General features: G+C 40.3%; 16 protein-coding genes and 1 riboswitch. Of the genes, 8 read left to right on the top strand and 8 right to left on the bottom strand.

What is annotated here, in order from left to right; genetic code table 11:
* Positions 1-47 precede the first annotated feature (47 nt).
* Positions 48-1,154: a tRNA nucleotidyltransferase gene (locus tag H5183_RS11855; protein WP_182731766.1), complete on the top strand. Its 1,107-nt coding sequence runs from the start codon at positions 48-50 to the stop codon at positions 1,152-1,154.
* A gap of 9 nt (positions 1,155-1,163) precedes the next feature.
* Here the strand turns inward: H5183_RS11855 and H5183_RS11850 are convergent, their stop codons facing one another.
* From H5183_RS11850 to H5183_RS11835, 4 genes are all read right to left on the bottom strand, one after another.
* Positions 1,164-1,673, bottom strand: a complete 510-nt coding sequence (locus H5183_RS11850) for a DUF1566 domain-containing protein (protein ID WP_145235161.1) — start codon at positions 1,671-1,673, stop codon at positions 1,164-1,166.
* The gene (locus H5183_RS11845; protein WP_145235158.1) at positions 1,670-3,343 is read right to left on the bottom strand and encodes a DUF1566 domain-containing protein; all 1,674 of its coding nucleotides are present in this window, start codon (positions 3,341-3,343) and stop codon (positions 1,670-1,672) included. Before H5183_RS11845 ends, H5183_RS11850 begins: the two co-directional genes overlap by 4 nt.
* A gap of 104 nt (positions 3,344-3,447) precedes the next feature.
* The gene (locus H5183_RS11840; RefSeq protein ID WP_145235156.1) at positions 3,448-3,780 is read right to left on the bottom strand and encodes a hypothetical protein; all 333 of its coding nucleotides are present in this window, start codon (positions 3,778-3,780) and stop codon (positions 3,448-3,450) included.
* A 16-nt stretch (positions 3,781-3,796) separates the two neighbouring features.
* Positions 3,797-4,525 carry a DUF2982 domain-containing protein gene (locus H5183_RS11835; RefSeq protein WP_145235154.1) on the bottom strand — a complete coding sequence of 243 codons (729 nt, stop codon included), beginning with the start codon at positions 4,523-4,525 and terminating at the stop codon, positions 3,797-3,799.
* 246 nt (positions 4,526-4,771) lie between these two features.
* Here H5183_RS11835 and H5183_RS11830 point away from each other — a divergent pair, with 246 nt between their 5' ends.
* The 3 genes from H5183_RS11830 (at position 4,772) to msrA (ending at position 9,613) form a co-directional block, all read left to right on the top strand.
* Entirely contained in the window at positions 4,772-5,824 is a 1,053-nt protein-coding gene (locus H5183_RS11830; protein WP_182731765.1) for an efflux RND transporter periplasmic adaptor subunit, read from the top strand.
* Positions 5,825-5,827: 3 nt separating this feature from the next.
* Positions 5,828-8,926 carry an efflux RND transporter permease subunit gene (locus H5183_RS11825; RefSeq protein ID WP_145235151.1) on the top strand — a complete coding sequence of 1,033 codons (3,099 nt, stop codon included), beginning with the start codon at positions 5,828-5,830 and terminating at the stop codon, positions 8,924-8,926.
* Between the two features lie 150 nt (positions 8,927-9,076).
* A complete protein-coding gene (gene msrA, locus H5183_RS11820; RefSeq protein ID WP_145235150.1) occupies positions 9,077-9,613 on the top strand; it encodes a peptide-methionine (S)-S-oxide reductase MsrA in 537 nt (178 codons plus the stop codon).
* A gap of 88 nt (positions 9,614-9,701) precedes the next feature.
* Here the strand turns inward: msrA and H5183_RS11815 are convergent, their stop codons facing one another.
* Positions 9,702-11,543: a TonB-dependent receptor domain-containing protein gene (locus H5183_RS11815; RefSeq protein WP_182731764.1), complete on the bottom strand. Its 1,842-nt coding sequence runs from the start codon at positions 11,541-11,543 to the stop codon at positions 9,702-9,704.
* 33 nt (positions 11,544-11,576) lie between these two features.
* A riboswitch (cobalamin riboswitch) is annotated at positions 11,577-11,755 on the bottom strand.
* 173 nt (positions 11,756-11,928) lie between these two features.
* Complete coding sequence (locus tag H5183_RS11810; protein WP_182731763.1) at positions 11,929-12,411, bottom strand: YajQ family cyclic di-GMP-binding protein; 483 nt, start codon at positions 12,409-12,411, stop codon at positions 11,929-11,931.
* A gap of 161 nt (positions 12,412-12,572) precedes the next feature.
* Here H5183_RS11810 and H5183_RS11805 point away from each other — a divergent pair, with 161 nt between their 5' ends.
* Positions 12,573-12,926: a VanZ family protein gene (locus H5183_RS11805; RefSeq protein ID WP_145235143.1), complete on the top strand. Its 354-nt coding sequence runs from the start codon at positions 12,573-12,575 to the stop codon at positions 12,924-12,926.
* Positions 12,919-13,821 (top strand): ketopantoate reductase family protein, encoded by a 903-nt coding sequence (locus H5183_RS11800; protein ID WP_182731762.1) that lies wholly within the window; start codon positions 12,919-12,921, stop codon positions 13,819-13,821. Before H5183_RS11805 ends, H5183_RS11800 begins: the two co-directional genes overlap by 8 nt.
* Before the next feature lie 29 nt (positions 13,822-13,850).
* Here the strand turns inward: H5183_RS11800 and thiI are convergent, their stop codons facing one another.
* Complete coding sequence (gene thiI / locus H5183_RS11795) at positions 13,851-15,308, bottom strand: tRNA uracil 4-sulfurtransferase ThiI (RefSeq protein WP_182731761.1); 1,458 nt, start codon at positions 15,306-15,308, stop codon at positions 13,851-13,853.
* Positions 15,309-15,412: 104 nt separating this feature from the next.
* Positions 15,413-16,063: a TetR/AcrR family transcriptional regulator gene (locus H5183_RS11790; protein ID WP_182731760.1), complete on the bottom strand. Its 651-nt coding sequence runs from the start codon at positions 16,061-16,063 to the stop codon at positions 15,413-15,415.
* A 250-nt stretch (positions 16,064-16,313) separates the two neighbouring features.
* On the opposite strand from H5183_RS11790, the gene coaD reads away from it, so the two are divergent.
* The gene (coaD, locus tag H5183_RS11785; RefSeq protein ID WP_145235133.1) at positions 16,314-16,796 is read left to right on the top strand and encodes a pantetheine-phosphate adenylyltransferase; all 483 of its coding nucleotides are present in this window, start codon (positions 16,314-16,316) and stop codon (positions 16,794-16,796) included.
* Complete coding sequence (locus tag H5183_RS11780) at positions 16,793-18,187, top strand: capsule assembly Wzi family protein (protein WP_182731759.1); 1,395 nt, start codon at positions 16,793-16,795, stop codon at positions 18,185-18,187. Before coaD ends, H5183_RS11780 begins: the two co-directional genes overlap by 4 nt.
* Positions 18,188-18,190 lie beyond the last annotated feature (3 nt).

The raw sequence follows: 18,190 nt of genomic DNA, 5'->3' as shown, positions 1-18,190 counted from the left end.
GCTAAATAACGTAAAATAGTTTGCACAGTTAATATTCAGGGGAAATTATGCAAGTTTATTTGGTCGGTGGAGCAGTTCGTGATGAGCTATTAGGGCGAATCATCAAAGAGCGCGATTATGTGGTGGTCGGTGCAACTCCTGAGCAACTGATCAAACAAGGCTATCAACAAGTTGGTAAAGACTTTCCCGTTTTTTTACACCCAAAAACTAAAGAAGAATACGCACTAGCTCGTACCGAGCGAAAACAAGGCCAAGGTTACACGGGCTTTGTCTGCGAGTTTTCAGCAGATGTTACCTTAGAAGACGACTTACGCCGCCGCGATTTAACCGTTAACGCTATTGCAAAAGCACAAGATGGCAACTTAATTGATCCTTATGGCGGCAAGCAAGATTTAGACAACCGCATTTTGCGCCATGTATCTGACGCATTTAGCGAAGATCCACTACGTATATTACGCGTTGCCCGTTTTGCAGCTCGTTATCATTATCTTGGTTTTACGATTGCCGAAGAAACCCAGCAATTGCTAACACAGATGATCAACCAAGGTGAGTTACAAACACTCACCGCAGAACGCATTTGGCTAGAATGTGAAAAATCATTAACGGATGGCGCATTTGCTGAGTTTTTGAATATTTTAGCGCAGTTAGGCGCGCTTAGTGCAATCAGCCCTGCCTTAGCAGGTAACTGGAGCGATGAGTTATATCAACAACTAAAAAACCGTTACGCTTACGCACAAAGCCAAAATATAACCGATCAGGCATTATTGTTTGCACAAGCCACTGCATCATTGACGCAAGAAGAGATTAAAATTCTCAGTCAAACTATTCGTTTACCAAATGACGTACGCGATTTGGCATTACAACTTAATGCCCACCAAGCAACCTTAAGTAGCCAAACAATCACCGCACAGCAACTACTCCGTTGCTGCAATCAACTCGATTTATGGCGCCGCCCTGAACGGTTCGAGGCAGTTCTTAAAGCCGTTGAGATTAACCAATCAGCATCACTGGCTAATCAAAAATTATTAACAGCAACCAAAGCAGCTAAAGCAATTAACCCGCAGCAATTTATTACGCAAGGCATTAAGGGCGCAGCAATAAAAACCGCGCTAGAACAAGCGCGGTTAGAGATATTGCAGCAGTATTTCAATTAACTAAGCTAGCTACTTTTCATAACGTACTAGACGTAGGTACACAAATGAGGTTTTATCGTGCAAACTGTTAAGGCCTCTGTCAAAGGTGTATACCCAAGCTGAAGTTTTATCGGCAATACCTGAAGTATTTGTCCAATAGTTTTCACTTTTATTACCTAAAAATACAGACTGATTAATACTTGGGGTAACACAGCTGTGCTCTAAAATACTAGCAAGCTCTTTATTATTAGGTACTTGCCAATCTGTATATGCACCTGTTCGGTCATTCACTGCGGCTCTTAGCGCCTCTTGCCAATTTACTTTTACAGCACTATTAATACAGCTGTTGGTGGCAACATCATAACCTTGTCCATAACTACAGGTTTGCCACATTAGCCCGGTTACACTGTCGCTAACGGTGCCATCAACACTAACTGTAAAACGGGTTGCGGGTGTTGTTTCGGTCACACCAGTGTAGCAAGTCTGCACAGCCATCACGGCAGGACTAAGTAGCAGTAAGCCAACTAATAATGATTTCATTGCGATGCTCCTGCAGTTCTAACCAAGCGCACAAAGGCGGTATTACCTTTTGGATAAGCCAGATCATTGCCGTTACTCATATCAAAAACATACGCTTGCGATAAACTGGTACCATCGGCCGAAGTTTGTGAGGTCCAATAAATTAGTCCATCCTCTAATAAGTTGCTATTAGGCGTATTAGGAAAATAATTCTCATCAAGCAATATTGATTGTCCATGCTTGCCATAATTAAGTAGCGTTAATAACTCTGTGTAAGTAGGCACTCGCCAGTTGGTACCACCACAATAATCGAGTGTATTGACGGCATTAATATACACCTGCAAATTACAGTTACTACTACTTGGGCAAGTACTATTCGGTGTCCCTTGTACACTCCCCGTTTGTACGCCATCGCCACTATTTAAATACCATGTGTAGTGATTTTGACCTTCACGCAACGCCGTATTTGGCAAAGTGCCTGTATTAGGGCTTTTTACTTCCCAAATCAAACCCGTTACGTTATCGCGAATACAACTAAAGTTGCTTGCAGAATCACTCAGTTCATCTGCGAACTCATTTAATTTAGTAAAATCAAAAGCCAATTCACCTTTACCGACTTTTTCTATATGTGTAGTTGCGACGCTGTCACGACCCAAAACAGCATCTTGGCGAGGAAAGTCAGGGCTCGTACAGGCTATTTCTTGGGTGTTGTTGTAACATTTATCCATACCGGTATCATTGAGCAAACCAAGCGGTTTTGATTTAACCACGATATTGACGGTGTCTGTATCTGTGCGCCCTTTGCTATCAGTCACGGTTACTTCAAAGGTATGCGTGTTAACCGCTTCGGTCGCTGGTGCAGTAAAAGAGGTAATGCATTGTTGCTGATTATCAAGTATTGCATTGCCAGATATTTGTTGCCAATAGCATTTAAAGGTGTCTGTTACTGTTTCTGAACCTGTAGCATCTAAGGTCACTTTTTCCAGCTCAATAGCACTCTGATCAATACCAGCATTGGCAATAATCACATCGCTGGTTTTATTTAAGGTATGTGAATATTGCGTGCTTGCTTCTCCCCCCTCATCATCGACAACTGTTAACAGCCAAGTGATCTGCGTGTTGGTATCAAGTAACGGATGAGTGAAACTAATTGTTGCATTGCTATTACTATCTACAGCAAGCGTTGGCCCTGCAATTTGTTGCCAGTTATAGCTATTAATTTGGCCATTTTCATCCGGATCAACTGAACTGGCGCCACTTAAGGTAATTGTATCTTTATAATCAGAAGGCAGTGTTTCGGGTGAAGTTTGAGTAACAATAACCTGAGGAAGCTGATTATTTGACTCAATTTCGATCAGTAAGTCATCACTTACTAATTGACCATCTGTGGTTTGATAACTAACACGCAATAATAATTCGCTGTTTGCTTTAATATCGGGGGCGGTAATTGTTTGTAGTGCACCATCAAGGGGGAAACTGTCAATAATTGGTCCACTTACTCGCTGCCACGTAAAAGTACCATCAACAGGCGAACCTTTGGCTTCAATAGTAAATTCACTTTTTTCAATAATGCGCTGATCATCGCCAGCAAAAACGGATGCTGCAACCACGGGATTATCGTTGCCGCCTCCGCCGCCACCGCATGCTGTCAATACAGCTAATAACGGTAAAACTATCAAGGGGGATTTCATGCACTGATTCCTCATTTAAAACTGAAATTACATAGCCTTAATGTTAATAGCCACGCCAATCAATAAATTAAGCAACAACAATGCCAGATACAAAAGAGAGGATGTTATAAATAGCTATCTTGGTGAATACGGACAAATAACTTTGTGCCTATTTTACTATAATCTATCTTATACTCACGGCCATCTAACGCCTGAATAAACAGTAAACGCTTCTCTTCACCAAATACGTCTACACTGCCAACATAGACCATTTCTAAATAGCGTTCTTTAGCTTCACGACGGTTTTTTGGCAACTCTTCTTTGAATGGTTCTAAACCATGTTGAGTTACCTTTATTTTTGGGTGCACTTCAGAATTCACGATCACTAAATCGAGTTTTTTATCTTTATGGATTATGGTATTTCTGCCACTTTTAATAAAAGATCTATCTTGACTCATCGCTTCATCCTACTAACTAACGCCTATTTTCAGGCGTCTTACTCTCTAATTGAGATTCAATAAATACTACTGGGTTATTCCGCCATGCATTTAAGCTGTGGCTAAAATCCCAAATACTTCTATCCAATACACTTGCTGGTAACAGTAAGTCATATCCTGTTAATTGTCGTAGATGTCGCATTCTATTAGCAAACATGGCTATAAGGCCATTAAAACTGCGACCATTCACAGAAGTGTAATGATTATCCTCAACTAACCATTCTGATGGGCAATTGCCATTTTTGCAATGTTTTTGAATTACTTGCATAAATAAATGTCGTTGTTCGATCAATAATTTACCTGCAATTCTTGGTCCTAGTTGTAATAAAAATTCATCGGTGTCGTTAAGTTTGATACCTACAGCATTTAACTCAAGTTGCTCAAGTTCTTGTTCTACTTTAGGAATACCACTGTAATTTAGATTTTCTTGCTTAACACACCAGCAGCCATACTTATGCTGGTAAGTAAGCTCCTTTTCTGTAATAACTAAACTGTAAAATGGCTCTTGGGTTTTTAAAAACCCAACAAAAATGGCAGCCAAACATAAACTCACCAAGAAAATTTCGAAAATGCTAATTTCGTCGGGCCGCAGTAAATTAACTAGCATTATAAATAAAAGCCCAACCGCACCGACAGTGAGAGTTTCGATACCATTGCGCGCACCTTGCGCACGCAATTTCAAAACAGCGTTTTTGCGTTTAACCATAACGATAAAAAACAATATAAAAAGCGTACATAATTATAGCCCAAATTATCAATTTACGTATTTTCATACAACGCGGACATTTGCTCGTTAACTTCATAACTCTCTCACACACCAACATAAAATGGGAACAAAATGAAAAACAACTGAACTTTTACGCCTAACCGACAGATTTATGAGATACGCGGCCGCCAATTCACGCTGTAATTTTGTACACTAGAGGCAATTAATTCTCCGGTATTTTTAACAATGTATGCAAAGCAATCTGGCAAAGCGCTCTTTCCATTTATTATTACTCTACTTTTGGGGCTATGTGTTTATCTTTATTTACCAAGCAGCCAAGGTGAGCAATCTGACTTCACAGTTAATGCAACGCAAGTAACCGCTCACACTGTTGCAAGTGAAGAAAATGCTGTCCTCATTGAGGCTATCGGCAGTGCCCGCGCTAATCAAGCAATTTATATACAAAGCGCACAAAATGATTACGTAACTGACATTTATTTCAAAGACGGTGATTTAGTCAGTAAAGGTCAAAAGCTCGTACAATTACAATCGCAGCAAGAAGAGCTCACTGTTAAAGAGCTGGCAATCAACTTACGCGAAGAAAAACGTCAACTTGAACGCTTAACAGAGCTTTCTCGCTCACAAGCAACTGCAAAGTCATTACTCGAAGAGCAACTTTCTCGCGTTGATGCAACCGAAGCTCAGCTTGAAAACGCCAAAACAAAATTATCTGAAATGACTATTACCGCGCCTTTTTCAGGTATTTTAGGTAAGCGTCAGATCTCAGTAGGTGCGTATGTAAATAACAGCACAATTATTACAAGCTTAGATGATATAAGCATTATTAAAGTCGATTTTAAAGTCCCAGAAAAATACCTTGCGCAATTAAACGTTGGCATGAAAGTAATGACCCAAAATGATGCTTACCCTGAAAAAACCTTCACCGGTAAAGTAACGCACGTTAGTGCTCGGATTGATTCAATCACCCGCAGTGTTGAAGTCACAGCAAGCTTCGCGAATAAAAGTGGTTTATTACGCCCTGGCATGTTGCTCAAGACCGCGTTACAACTTAGCTCGAATCAAGCGATGATGGTGCCAGAGAAAGCGGTGATCCCACAACAAGATAAACATTATGTTTTTCAAATTGAAGACGGAATAGCCACTAAAGTAGAGGTTCACGTTGCAGGTCGTCACAATGGTTGGGTTGCCATTGATGAAGGTATTAGTAATGGGCAACAAATTGTTACTGAAGGAATTATTAAAATTCGCTCAGGCAGCAAAGTTACTGTGAAGGGGTAAACTGTGAAAATTACTGATACCAGTGTCAAACGTCCCGTTTTTGCAATTGTAATTAACCTACTGTTACTAACCTTTGGCTTAGTGGCTTTTTCGATGTTACCGCTGCGCGAATATCCTGATATTGAATCACCCATAGTCAGTGTAAGCACTGAATATACGGGAGCGTCAGCCGAGATCATTGAAACAAAAATTACCCAAGTGCTGGAAAACCGTATTTCCGGTATTGAAGGCATTAAAAGCATTAATTCATCAAGTAGAAATGGCCGCTCAAATATTACCATTGAGTTTAATATCAGCCGTGATATTGATGCCGCATCAAACGATGTCCGTGAACGTGTAGCGCGCGCACTTGATAGTCTACCTGAGCAAGTACGCCCGCCAGAAGTATCTAAATCTAACAGTGATGAAAGCCCTATTGCATGGTTTTTACTCAATAGCGACACAATGGATTCATTGCAACTGTCTGATTATGCACAGCGCTTTATTGTCGACCGTTTAGCTGTGGTAGATGGTGTTTCCAATGTACGTGTTGGTGGTGAACGTAAATATGCCATGAAAATTTGGCTCAACCGCCAAGCAATGGCTGCTCGTGGCATAACCAGTAGTGACATAGAAAACACCCTACGAACTGAAAATGTTGAGCTACCTGCAGGTGAGATAGAATCTATCGACCGTGACTTTACAGTTCGAACAGCGCGTAGTTACAAAGAGCAGCGTGATTTTCAAAACCTAGTAATTAAACGTGGCGACGATGGTTACTTAGTTCGTCTTGGTGAAGTCGCTGATGTAAAATTAGAAGCCGCTGACGATGAAAGCTTATTCCGAGGTAATGGCCGCAATATGGTTGGCCTTGGTATTGTTAAACAAGCTAAAGCGAATACACTTACCGTGGTTGATAATGCCCGTGCTGAACTTGAAAAAATCAAACGCAACCTGCCAGAAGGCACAACTATTCAAGACAGCTACGACTCGTCAATATTCATTAAAGAATCAATTAACGAGGTTTACAGAACCTTGGCTATTTCTATGGCCTTGGTGGTATTAATTATCTTCTTATTTTTAGGGAACATTCGCGCCACCTTGATCCCAGCGGTAACAGTCCCAGTTGCGCTGGTCGGTAGCTTTATGTTCTTATTGGCGATGGGTTACTCAATTAACTTATTGACACTACTGGCGCTGGTGCTAGCAATTGGCTTGGTTGTTGATGACGCGATTGTAATGCTAGAAAACATTCACCGGCGTATCGAACTGGGCGAACCTGCCCTACTAGCCGCTTATCGTGGCGCCCGTGAGGTTGGCTTTGCAATTATTGCCACCACCTTAGTGCTGATCTCGGTGTTTGTCCCCTTGGTATTTATGGATGGCCGTATCGGCGCATTATTTACCGAGTTTGCGATGGCCGTGAGCGCCGCGGTATTCTTCTCAAGCATTACCGCATTAACACTCTCGCCAGCGTTGTGTTCATTAGTACTTAAACCATCCTCAAAAGAGAGTAAATTCAGCCAATGGATGGACCGTATCTTTAGTAAGATTGAGCAAAGTTATAAAAACTCTTTACGCTCAAATATGACGCGTTCAGGTGGTTTAACAATCACCCTACTGCTGGCTGGTTTTGTTAGTTATTTACTGTTCCAACAAATTCCTTCAGAACTTACGCCAAAAGAAGACCGTGGTACTTTCTTTATCATGATGAGTGGCCCTGAAGGGGCAAGTTATGAAAATAACGCCGCCAACATGGCAAAAATTGAAGAACGTTTAATGCCTTATTCCGAAGCGGGCGAACTAAGTCGAGTGCTGGTACGCGTTCCTGGCTGGGGTGGCAGCGGTGGTGTGGCAATTGTTGGTATGGCAGACTGGGATGAACGTAAACGTTCAACTTGGGAAGTAATGGATGAGATCAGTGCAAAAATGACTGAAGTCACCGATGTGCGCGCGTTTGCTATTATGCGCCGTGGTATTGGTGGCGGTGGCTCATCACGGCCCATTGAGTTTGTCCTGCAAGGTAATGATTATGCACAATTAGCTGATTGGCGAGACCGGATCATTGAACGTGCAGAGAAAAACCCAGGACTGGTGCGTATTGACCATGACTACAAAGAAACCTTTCCGCAATTTTTGATCAGTATTGATAAAAACAAAGCGGCGGATTTAGGGATTTCAGTTTCGGATGTTGGCCGCACCCTTGAAACCATGTTAGGTCAACGCCGTGTTACCACATTTATTGACCGTGGTGAAGAGTACGATGTGATCTTAAAAGGCACTAAAGCTGACTTTGCTGATCCTACCGATATATCAAATATTTACTTAAAATCTCGCAGTGATGAACTGGTTCCTCTAGATAGCTTAATTAGCTTAAAAGAAGAAGCCACTGCATCAAGGCTAAATCGTTACAACCGAATGCGTGCTATTACTTTGAGCGCTAACCTCGCCGATGGTTACACCCTTGAAGAAGCGCTTAACTTTTTAAATAAAGTGGCAATGGAAGAAAACGAAATTGATGGCGCCATTGATTATAAAGGTGAATCGCAATTATATTATGAAGGTGCCTCAGCGATGACGTATGTTTTCATTCTAGCGCTTACTGTTACCTTCTTAGTTTTAGCCGCTCAGTTTGAAAGCTTTATGCACCCCTTTGTGATCATGCTCACTGTGCCACTGGGTTTGATGGGCGCAATGTTTGGTTTATGGGTTGCAGGACTAACCATAAACATTTACAGCCAAATAGGCATTGTAATGCTGATTGGTCTTAGTGCTAAGAACGGTATATTGATTGTCGAATTTACCAATCAATTGCGCGATAAAGGCGTAGAGTTTAGTGAAGCTATTTTACAAGCAGCAACCCAAAGATTGCGACCAATTATTATGACCTCTTTGACTACGGTAATGAGTGCGGTGCCACTAGTGCTAGCCTCAGGCCCTGGTGCAGAGAGCCGTATGGTAATTGGTGTAGTGGTGTTTACTGGTGTTATTGTCGCAACCATACTTACGCTATTTGTTGTTCCTGCGGCGTACTATGCGCTGGCTCGCAATACTCAGTCTCCTGAGTTTTTACAACAAAAGCTCAACCAACAAGAAGCTGAAAGGCCGCTAAAAGAGCTTTAATCTCATCGTAGCGTTGCAAACCCATAGCAACGCTACTTTTCACTTCAACACACTTCCCTGCCGTAATTAAATGAAATAATAAACCTCCTTGCTCGTTCTTCTGTTACGCTAGATAATCCGTGTAATTTAACAGCTTTAAGGAACAACTAAATGAGTATAACAAATGAAACTGCAACATTTGGTGGTGGCTGCTTTTGGTGTATTGATGCCGCGTTTAGGCGCGTGAAAGGCGTTTTACAAGTAAGCTCTGGCTATACTGGCGGCGAAACAACTGAGCCTACGTATAAACAAATTTGCACTGGCCTCACCGGCCACGCAGAGGTTGTACAGATTAAGTTTGACAGTAGCCTGATAAGCTATGAAACCTTACTGGCGATGTTTTTTACCCTGCATGATGCCACTCAGCTAAACCGCCAAGGTAATGATATAGGTACCCAATATCGAAGTGTGATTTATTATCATGATAGCGAGCAGCAAGCGCAAACTAATCAATATATTGCAAAATTACAAAGCCAAATACGCGAAGATATCGTCACTGAAGTTAGCCCTGCAACCACTTACTACCCAGCAGAGCAGTATCACCAAGACTACTACAACGAAAACCCTGAGCAACGCTATTGCAGTTTATTGATAGCACCAAAGCTGAAAAAGTTTGAAAAAGACTATAAACAGTTTTTAGTAAACTAAGCAAAGTGCTAAATAAGCATTTTCATCTAAATATAAAAAAGCCCGACAAACAAAAGTGTCGGGCTTTTTTATTTAAGCTAGAACGAGATCAGAACTGGTAACTTGCGCCAACAAAAAATTGTCGCCCTGCAGCATTGTAGCCTAGCAGTTCACCGTTAGCAGCAGCCCTTATACTAGCCGCAAAATATTCTTTATCAGTAATATTTTCAATGCGAGCTTGCAATGATAACTCATCCATTACTTGATAATTTACTGATAAATTAAATACCGTGAAAGAAGCTAACTCTGTATCATAGATTGAAGGACGCGACGAACGATATTGCATTGCTATATTAGCATCAAAATCGCCCCAGCTTTTACCAAGCGCATAATTAAACATTTCAGATGGTCTACGCGGTAAATCCGTATTGGTTGTTTCATCTTTGGCATCTAACAAGCTCAAATTAACATTATGTTGAAAGCCCAAACCTTCAAACTCGGCTGATAATTCAATACCTTGCATAGATACTTTTTCGACATTAGTCGCCATATACTTACTCGTTCCAGCAACTATTTTATTCTCAATTAAGTTATCGATCTTATTATCAAAAATAGCAATATCATAACGACCCCATTTAGTATCTAAGGTGATACCAAATTCATTATTAACAGACTCTTCCGGTTTTATATCATTGTTAGGTATATACCATTGACTATCTGTAACAAATGCATTGATCAATGATGGTGCTCTAAAGGCTGTACCATGACTTAAGCGTAGTGTTATGTATTTATTTGCTCGATAGCCTAAGCCTGTTGTGTAAGTATTTGCACGACCATGAAAATCATAATCATCGGTTCTTACTACTGCATTTCCTAACCAAGTATCATCATCATAAAATACGCCAACGAAGAGTGCTGTGTTATCACGCTGTTCTTCAGATGATTTTGCCGAAGAGCCTGATAAGTCTTCATTCAAAAAATTAACACCACCGGTAATATCAACCGTATTAGTTAGTGTATATAAACCACTGTATTCAAATTCAACTCGCTCTGTACTGTAAACCTGCTGATCTTCGGTACCTGTTTGAATATTTTCTTCTTGAGAAGTACTCACAGAGGCACTTTGTGTATAAATCTCAGAGCTTTTTTTCCAGCCTAATTTAGCGGTGTAGTTTTCAAAGTCATATGCGTCATTGCCGTAAGCGTTGTCATACTCGCCTTGGCCTTTGCTATACTGGCTTAGCAAACTAAATACACCGGCATTTTCAGTTTTATATGCTAAGTTAAAACCAATATTTTTATTGGTATAACCGTCGTCATCATGATCTTTTGTTACTGGCTGTGATGGATCTTTACCTGTTACATCATAGCCGTCAGTATTTTCATAGCCTAAGTTATAATGAAAAGTAACGGCATCTTTTACAATCCCGCCTGCTAACTGGTAGTTTTCATAGCTATCAGTACCCAACGTAGCAGATAGTGTATTATTAGTTGCTTGACGAGTAATTATATTGATAACACCAGCGACAGCATCAGAACCATAAATTGCAGCTCTCGCACCTTTTACAATCTCAACTCGCTCAATGCTGTTAACCGGTATATTGGTTAATGATACGCTACCAGAACTTGCATCACTGACACGTACGCCATCAACCAGCACCAAGGTATACTTTGCCGTGGCGCCACGAACAAATACATCAGCCTTTTGACCAAAGCCACCGTTGCGTACAATATCAACACCTGCAATGTTGCTTAGTATTGATGGTAAGTCTCGATAGTTATTTTTTTCAATATCACTGCGCTCAATAACAGTTACACTGGCAAGTACATCAGTAATTGATTGTTCAAATTTATTAGCGGTTACCGTCAGGCGTTCTATTGATTGCTCTGCAGACACAGAAAAAGACAACGCAGCGGCAATTGCTACGCCTAAAGTAGATTTGTTTAACATGATATCCCCTGACCCGCGCCCACCGCACAAGTGATAGTAAATTGACTTCAAGGCCGGTCTCCGGACTTAACATAACTTGCTAATAAATTTAGCTAAAAGTATGTATCACCGTTGCGGGGGCAGTGTTGGACTTCGTTTATATCCTATAAACGCCACCAACTTCCCGATTATCTTGCTTTACTTAATCAACAACCTTGAAAAGTAACCACAAGCACCTTGAAAATAGGTCGCTATTGTGATTATTTTAAGCACAAAAGTCAATGGACGGCTATACATCTAAACACTCTAGGTTCTAGGTATAATCATAAGTTCTAAACTAAAAAAGCCAAACTACATTGCTGCAATTTGGCTTTTTCTAGCACCTAGAAACCTAGCTCCTAGCTTTCTAATCTCTAAAGTTTTTAAATTGAAATGGCTGCCCTAAATCGGCACTGCGCACTACTTGCATGGCTTCTTGTAGGTCATCACGCTTTTTACCCGTTACACGTACTTCTTCGCCTTGGACCGCGGCTTGTACTTTTACTTTAGAGTCTTTAATGGCTTTAACGACTTTTTTAGCCATATCTTTTTCGATACCTTGCTTTAGCGCAACATTACGGTAAACATTTTTTCCCGCACGTGAAATATCTTGCAGCTCTAAACTTGATACGTCCATACCGCGTTTTGATATTTTGCTCGCTAAAATATCAAACAACTGCATAACCTGTGAATCAGCTTCTGCTTTTAATTTAATGGTTTTATCATTAAGCTCTATTGACGCATCAACGCCTCTAAAGTCAAAGCGAGTTTCAAGTTCACGGTTAGCGTTATCAACAGCATTTTTTGCTTCGTTCATTTCGACTTCCGAAACAATGTCAAATGAAGGCATAAGTCTCTCCTAACAAGATATTTTTAATTCAAATTTATATTGTCGATAATTATACTATATAAATTTTATAAATCTTTACACTTTTCTATGCTTTGTTCAGGTGCGATACGAAATTTGTTTGATATACTGCGGTTCTATTTTTAAACGATTTAGGATTTTTCGTGACTCGGCGTGTTTATCAAACTCTATTTTTAATCAGTATTCTGGTATTTACCTTTTTGTTTGCCCGCGATTTTAGGGGCGTTGGGGTATCGTCACTGCCTCATCTAGATAAGTTAGTGCATTTTATTATTTTCTTTGTTCTGGCAGCCGTCATGGTCAGAGCGTTCAAGCTACCTGTATTCGTTCACCTCGTGTTATTAGCATTTTATGGCATCGCTATTGAGCTAATGCAAAGCACAATCCCTTATCGTAGCGCATCTGTTGCTGATGTTGTTGCTGACTTTTCTGGGGCTGCTAGTTTCTTTTTGTTGTTCGGTATTTATTCTCGTTTTAAAAAGAATCAAAATGGCTAATATATTCGTCGTTGGCGATGGTGCCATTGGGCTGCTCTATAGCCATTATTTGAGTCAACAGCACAGGGTTACCCTACTTACCAAGCATGCTATTGACGAACCTCGTTTTTATCAACAAGCAAACGCGCCAAAACAAGCAATTAATTGCCAACTGACAAACCTGACTCAATTATCTGAGCACGGCCAAGTCGATGTTGTTATTTTTACTGTTAAAGCATATCAAGTTGCCACCGCATTTAGGCAACTAAAGCCTTTTTTAAGCGCTCAATGCCAATTGATTTTATCTCACAATGGCATGGGTAATGTAGATGAAATAAATAGCGAACTTACAAAACAACAAGGACTATACTTTTTAACAACACGTTTAGCGGGCTACAAAGATACACCTTTTAGTGTGTTGCATACTGGTATCGGGAGCAGCATTTTAGGTGATTGTAACCAGCAAGCAAAAACACAACTCGCTGAAGTTAAAAATCTACTAAACGCTATTCCTGAATTAACAACCACAAATAATATACAACAATTACGCTTTGAAAAATTACTCGTTAATATTGCTATTAATCCACTCAGTGCGCTGCACAATGTGAAAAATGGCGCACTGACTGCACCACAGTTTAGTGGCATAATTTTAAATATCTTAAACGAAGCGTGTACCGTAGCAAATAAACTAGGTATTAATGTGCGACTTGCTGAAGCATTAGCGAACGCCTATCAAGTGATGAGTGATACCAAAAACAATTACTCATCAATGCATCAAGATGTCGCCCATAATCGCATCACAGAAATTGACGCGATGTGCGGTTATATTTGCCAAAAAGGTAATCAACTAGGTATTAATACCCCTCACAATCAATCTTTACTCGATGCTATCAGACATAAAAAAAGCGCGATTTAACTCGCGCTTGTTATTAATAACTATCAACCTTACGGGCGATAAACTTTAACATTGGCAAAGCCATTTTCATGTAAAATAAGCGCCTGTAGCTGACTCATTACACCTTTAGTGCAATATAAGTAGTAGTCTTTGTCTTGCGGTAGGTCTGCAAATTTGGTCGCTAAGCGGAAAAATGGCAAATGCACAACTTCTATCCCATCAATTTCAAGCGGTGCTGCATCTTCTTCTTCCGGCGAGCGAATATCAACAACAACTGCATCAGCTGGTAAATCAGAAACTGACTCTGCCTCTTTTAGCTCTTGTTTAGCTTCAACGTCAATGTCACGAATATCCATAATACGTGCGTTTTCAATAACAGTATTGAGCACATCAAAATCAAACTTTTGCTCTTCAGCTTCTACTACGGCAATTTTAGCTTTAACTGTAGGCTTTTTAGAAATCACACCACAGTATTCCGGCATAGTTTCGGCCATTTCTGCGGTGCCGATTTTACGAGCGATGTTTATAATTTCTTGTTTGTCGTGTTGGATCAGCGGGCGTAATATAAGCGTTTCGGTAACACGGTCAATCACACTTAAGTTGGCTAATGTTTGACTTGAAACTTGGCCTAGACTCTCACCGGTAACAAGCGCTTGAATCCCCATTTTTTCAGCTATTTGGCTGCCTGCACGCATCATCATACGTTTGAGGATCACACCCATTTGACTGTTTTCAACATTTTCTAAAATTTCGGCAACAACGGGCTCAAAGTCAACACTGATAAATTTAACTTTATGGGTTGAGCTAAACTGCTTCCAGATATAGTAGCTGGCTTGTTTAACTCCAATCTCGTGCGCTGCACCACCTAAATTGAAGAACAAAAAGTGCGTACGAGCGCCTTTACGGATCATTTGATAACTAGCAACGCCCGAGTCAAATCCACCTGACATTAACGACAAGACATCTTCTTGCGTTGGTAATGGGAAACCGGCCATACCATGATGGGTGTGCGTTACTACGTAAGCTTTATCATCTTTAATTTCAAGGCGAATAGTTACTTCAGGATTTTTCAGTCTTACGCTGGCGCCATCGACGTGTTGATTTAACCCACCCCCAACATAACGCTCTACATCGGTAGAAGTGAAATCATGCTTACCTTGGCGTTTACAACGCACACAGAATGTTTTGCCAACAACAGTGTGACCAACCATATCTAGCGCTTTTTCGTAAATATCGTGCAGGTTTTCGTAGTTAGTTTCGGTCACTTCAATAAACTGCACGATACCTGGGATCCGTTGTAAGCCATCGATAAAATCAATACGCATTTGCGCGTCATCTAATTTAGTTACGACGGATATATTGTCCCAGTTATTTTGTACTTGTACTTTTTCGTCAAGCTTGCGTAATACAATTTTAATGTTGTTCTCTAACAACTTAGTAAAACGTTTTCGCACAGAACGGCTTTTAATGGCTATTTCAGGATGGAGTTTGACGATAAATTTAAGCATAGTTTACTCGTTAGACAATATTTAGGATTCACGCACCCACGTGTTGGGCGCGGGATTATAACAAAAAATCTAACGTCTAGGAAATAAACAACCGCTGCGTTTAATTAAACGGCACCTGCCTGTGCCGCTAATTTACTGTATTTTTCGCGTAACAAGTTAATTTTTGGGATGCTTTGCTCTGTACCAAATGCTTTAAAAAGTGCTAACACTTTTAAGATACCATTATAAATATCTTGCTGAATTAACTCACCGCTTAACCGTCTAGCTTTAATGTAAGGAGTCCAAAAACTGACAGTAATTTTTAGCATGTGAGCAAGCTCAACAGCATCTTCATCGTCAATTGCAATCATACCAACTTCACGCAGGCCAATTACAATTTCGCGCACTTGGCTTAACAAAGCTGCTTGGAACTCAATATAGTCTTTTTTCAGTACTTCGTCGCGAGATAAAATATCACCCAAATTGTCATAGAAAAAATGAAAACGCCACATCAACTCAAACAAAGCATCAAGATACCCAGTTAAGTGTGTCAGTGCTTCATCCTGCTTATCCATTGGCACAAACTGAGTGTGCAAATGCTTACTATATAATGCAAAAATATGGCGAATAATGTCTTCTTTATTTTTAAAGTGATAATAAAGATTACCGGGACTGATGCCCATGTGAGAAGCGATATGATTGGTTGTTATCGCGCGCTCGCCATGTTGGTTAAATAGCATTATGCTAGTTGTAATTATTTTATCCTTGGTACTCATATCCTGCGACTCTGATTATTTTTATTAGAGTAAATGACCATAATTCACTCAGTATTATTAGCCGCGCAGTATATACAAATATAATCCAATAAAATACTACCTTGAAAATTTCTAATCCATAATTCGTAGTTATTGTTTCTTATTGAAATAAACTCATTTACAAATGAAAATATGCAGTCGCAATTTGCAGGCTGATCTGGACAACAAAGACTGTTAATATAACCCTCAAAATAACACTAAGATGATATTTATGAAAGTCACCGCAATTTACCCTGGTACCTTTGATCCATTAACCAATGGACACACAGATCTGATCCAGCGGGCAGCTAAAATGTTTGATACTGTAATTGTTGCAGTTGCTCACAACCCTAGTAAAAAACCCTGCTTTAGCCTTGATGAGCGGGTAGCAATTGCCAATAGTTTACTCACTCATTTAGATAACGTCAGTGTTATTGGCTTTTCTGGATTATTAGCTGATTTAGCACGCGATCATAGTGCGAATGTGTTGATCCGCGGTATTCGTGCTGTGTCTGACTTTGATTATGAGTTTCAGCTTGCCAATATGAATCGTCGTTTAAATCCTGATTTAGAGAGTGTTTTTTTAACCCCAGCTGAAAAAAACTCATTTATCTCTTCAACCCTCGTTAAAGAAGTCGCCCGTCATAAAGGCGATGTCAGTGAGTTTGTACACCCTATTGTAGTAAAAGCATTGCAGGAAAAGTTACACGGATGAAGTTAAATATCTATTTAAGCGCCTTAATTGCCATTGCTACACCGGCGTTTGCAACACCTTGGATTGAAAGTGACGACCCTTTATTACGCGCTTCAATTGAAATGCTCTTTAACCAAGGTGTGATTAAACAACCGATCAATAGTTATCCCCTAATGTGGCAAGGTATTGCCAGAGATTTAAGTACAATTGAAAGCAGCAGTTTATCAACACAGAGTCAATTTGCTTATCAACACGTAAAACATGCCTTAAATAGAGCTAAACAAGGCAGTAGCTCTGGTGTCAGGCTTAACTACAATAGTGAGCCAGCTTTGCAACAAAGCTTTGGTAAGCGCGATCAACAAAAAAGTGGTATAAATAGCTATGGCTCTATCACTGGCGACCGTGTTAGCGCCAAAGTCAGTGTTAATTACGCTGATGAGGCACTAGATGATGAATACATAAACTATCATGGCAGCTACTTAGCAGTATTAATCGGCGGCTGGTCTGTTAGCGCCGAACAAGTAAGCCATTGGTGGGGACCAGGTAACGACAATGCATTACTACTGTCGAATAATGCCGCACCAATGAAAGGGCTAAGAATTAACCGTGCTAACACCCAATATGTCGGCCCAAGTTGGTTATCATTCATAGGTAACTGGCAGTTGACTGGTATTTACGCAAAACAAAAACCACATTTAAGTAATGGTGAAAAAGGTGACTACTGGGCTATGCGCTTTGCCAGCACACCACTACCAGGACTTGAGGTTGCATTTAGTACCGCAAGCTCTGATTATTTAACCAATACAGAAGTAAATCCTAATACGCTGGAAGTAATAACAACTAAGCAACGCTTAACAAGCTTAGATGCCAAATACTCAACCACTATAGCAGAGCAACCGATTGCATTTTACACCGAGATAATGGGAAAAAATGACAGTGGCTTAGCGCCAAGTGATGCTTTTTATACAATTGGCGTTGAGAGTTTTTTTGGTGATCAAAAACAGTTATTAAAAACCTATTTTGAATATTCAAATACCCAACAAGATTGTACGGCCCAACTTAGCTGTAATGAGGCTAATGAAAGCTTTACGAACTATGCCCAAGCCTATAATCATAAAGACCGCTTAATTGGCTCTGCAACACCACAGCAAAGTAAATCAGCAGTATTAGGTGCGCATTATCATACTATGAACGGTTATGGCAGCTATGCGAAGTTACGTTGGTTTAAAACTGACATCACCGACTTGACTCAAGTCGCTGAAACGTTTGAACGCTTACAATTAGAGCTTGGTTATCAGCAGGCTATTTTTAGTGGTTTATGGAAGATCAGCGGCTCAGTGTATAAAGACGAACTTGCTAACGAGTCTGATACCAACAGCGCATTAAAAACCAGCTGGGAGTATCGATTTTAATTT

The organism is Pseudoalteromonas sp. SR44-8 (assembly GCF_014163635.1).
Classification (GTDB): Bacteria; Pseudomonadota; Gammaproteobacteria; order Enterobacterales; family Alteromonadaceae; genus Pseudoalteromonas; species Pseudoalteromonas rhizosphaerae.
Note: the sequence above shows the minus strand (reverse complement) of the source record. Positions and strands in the feature narration are given on the sequence as shown.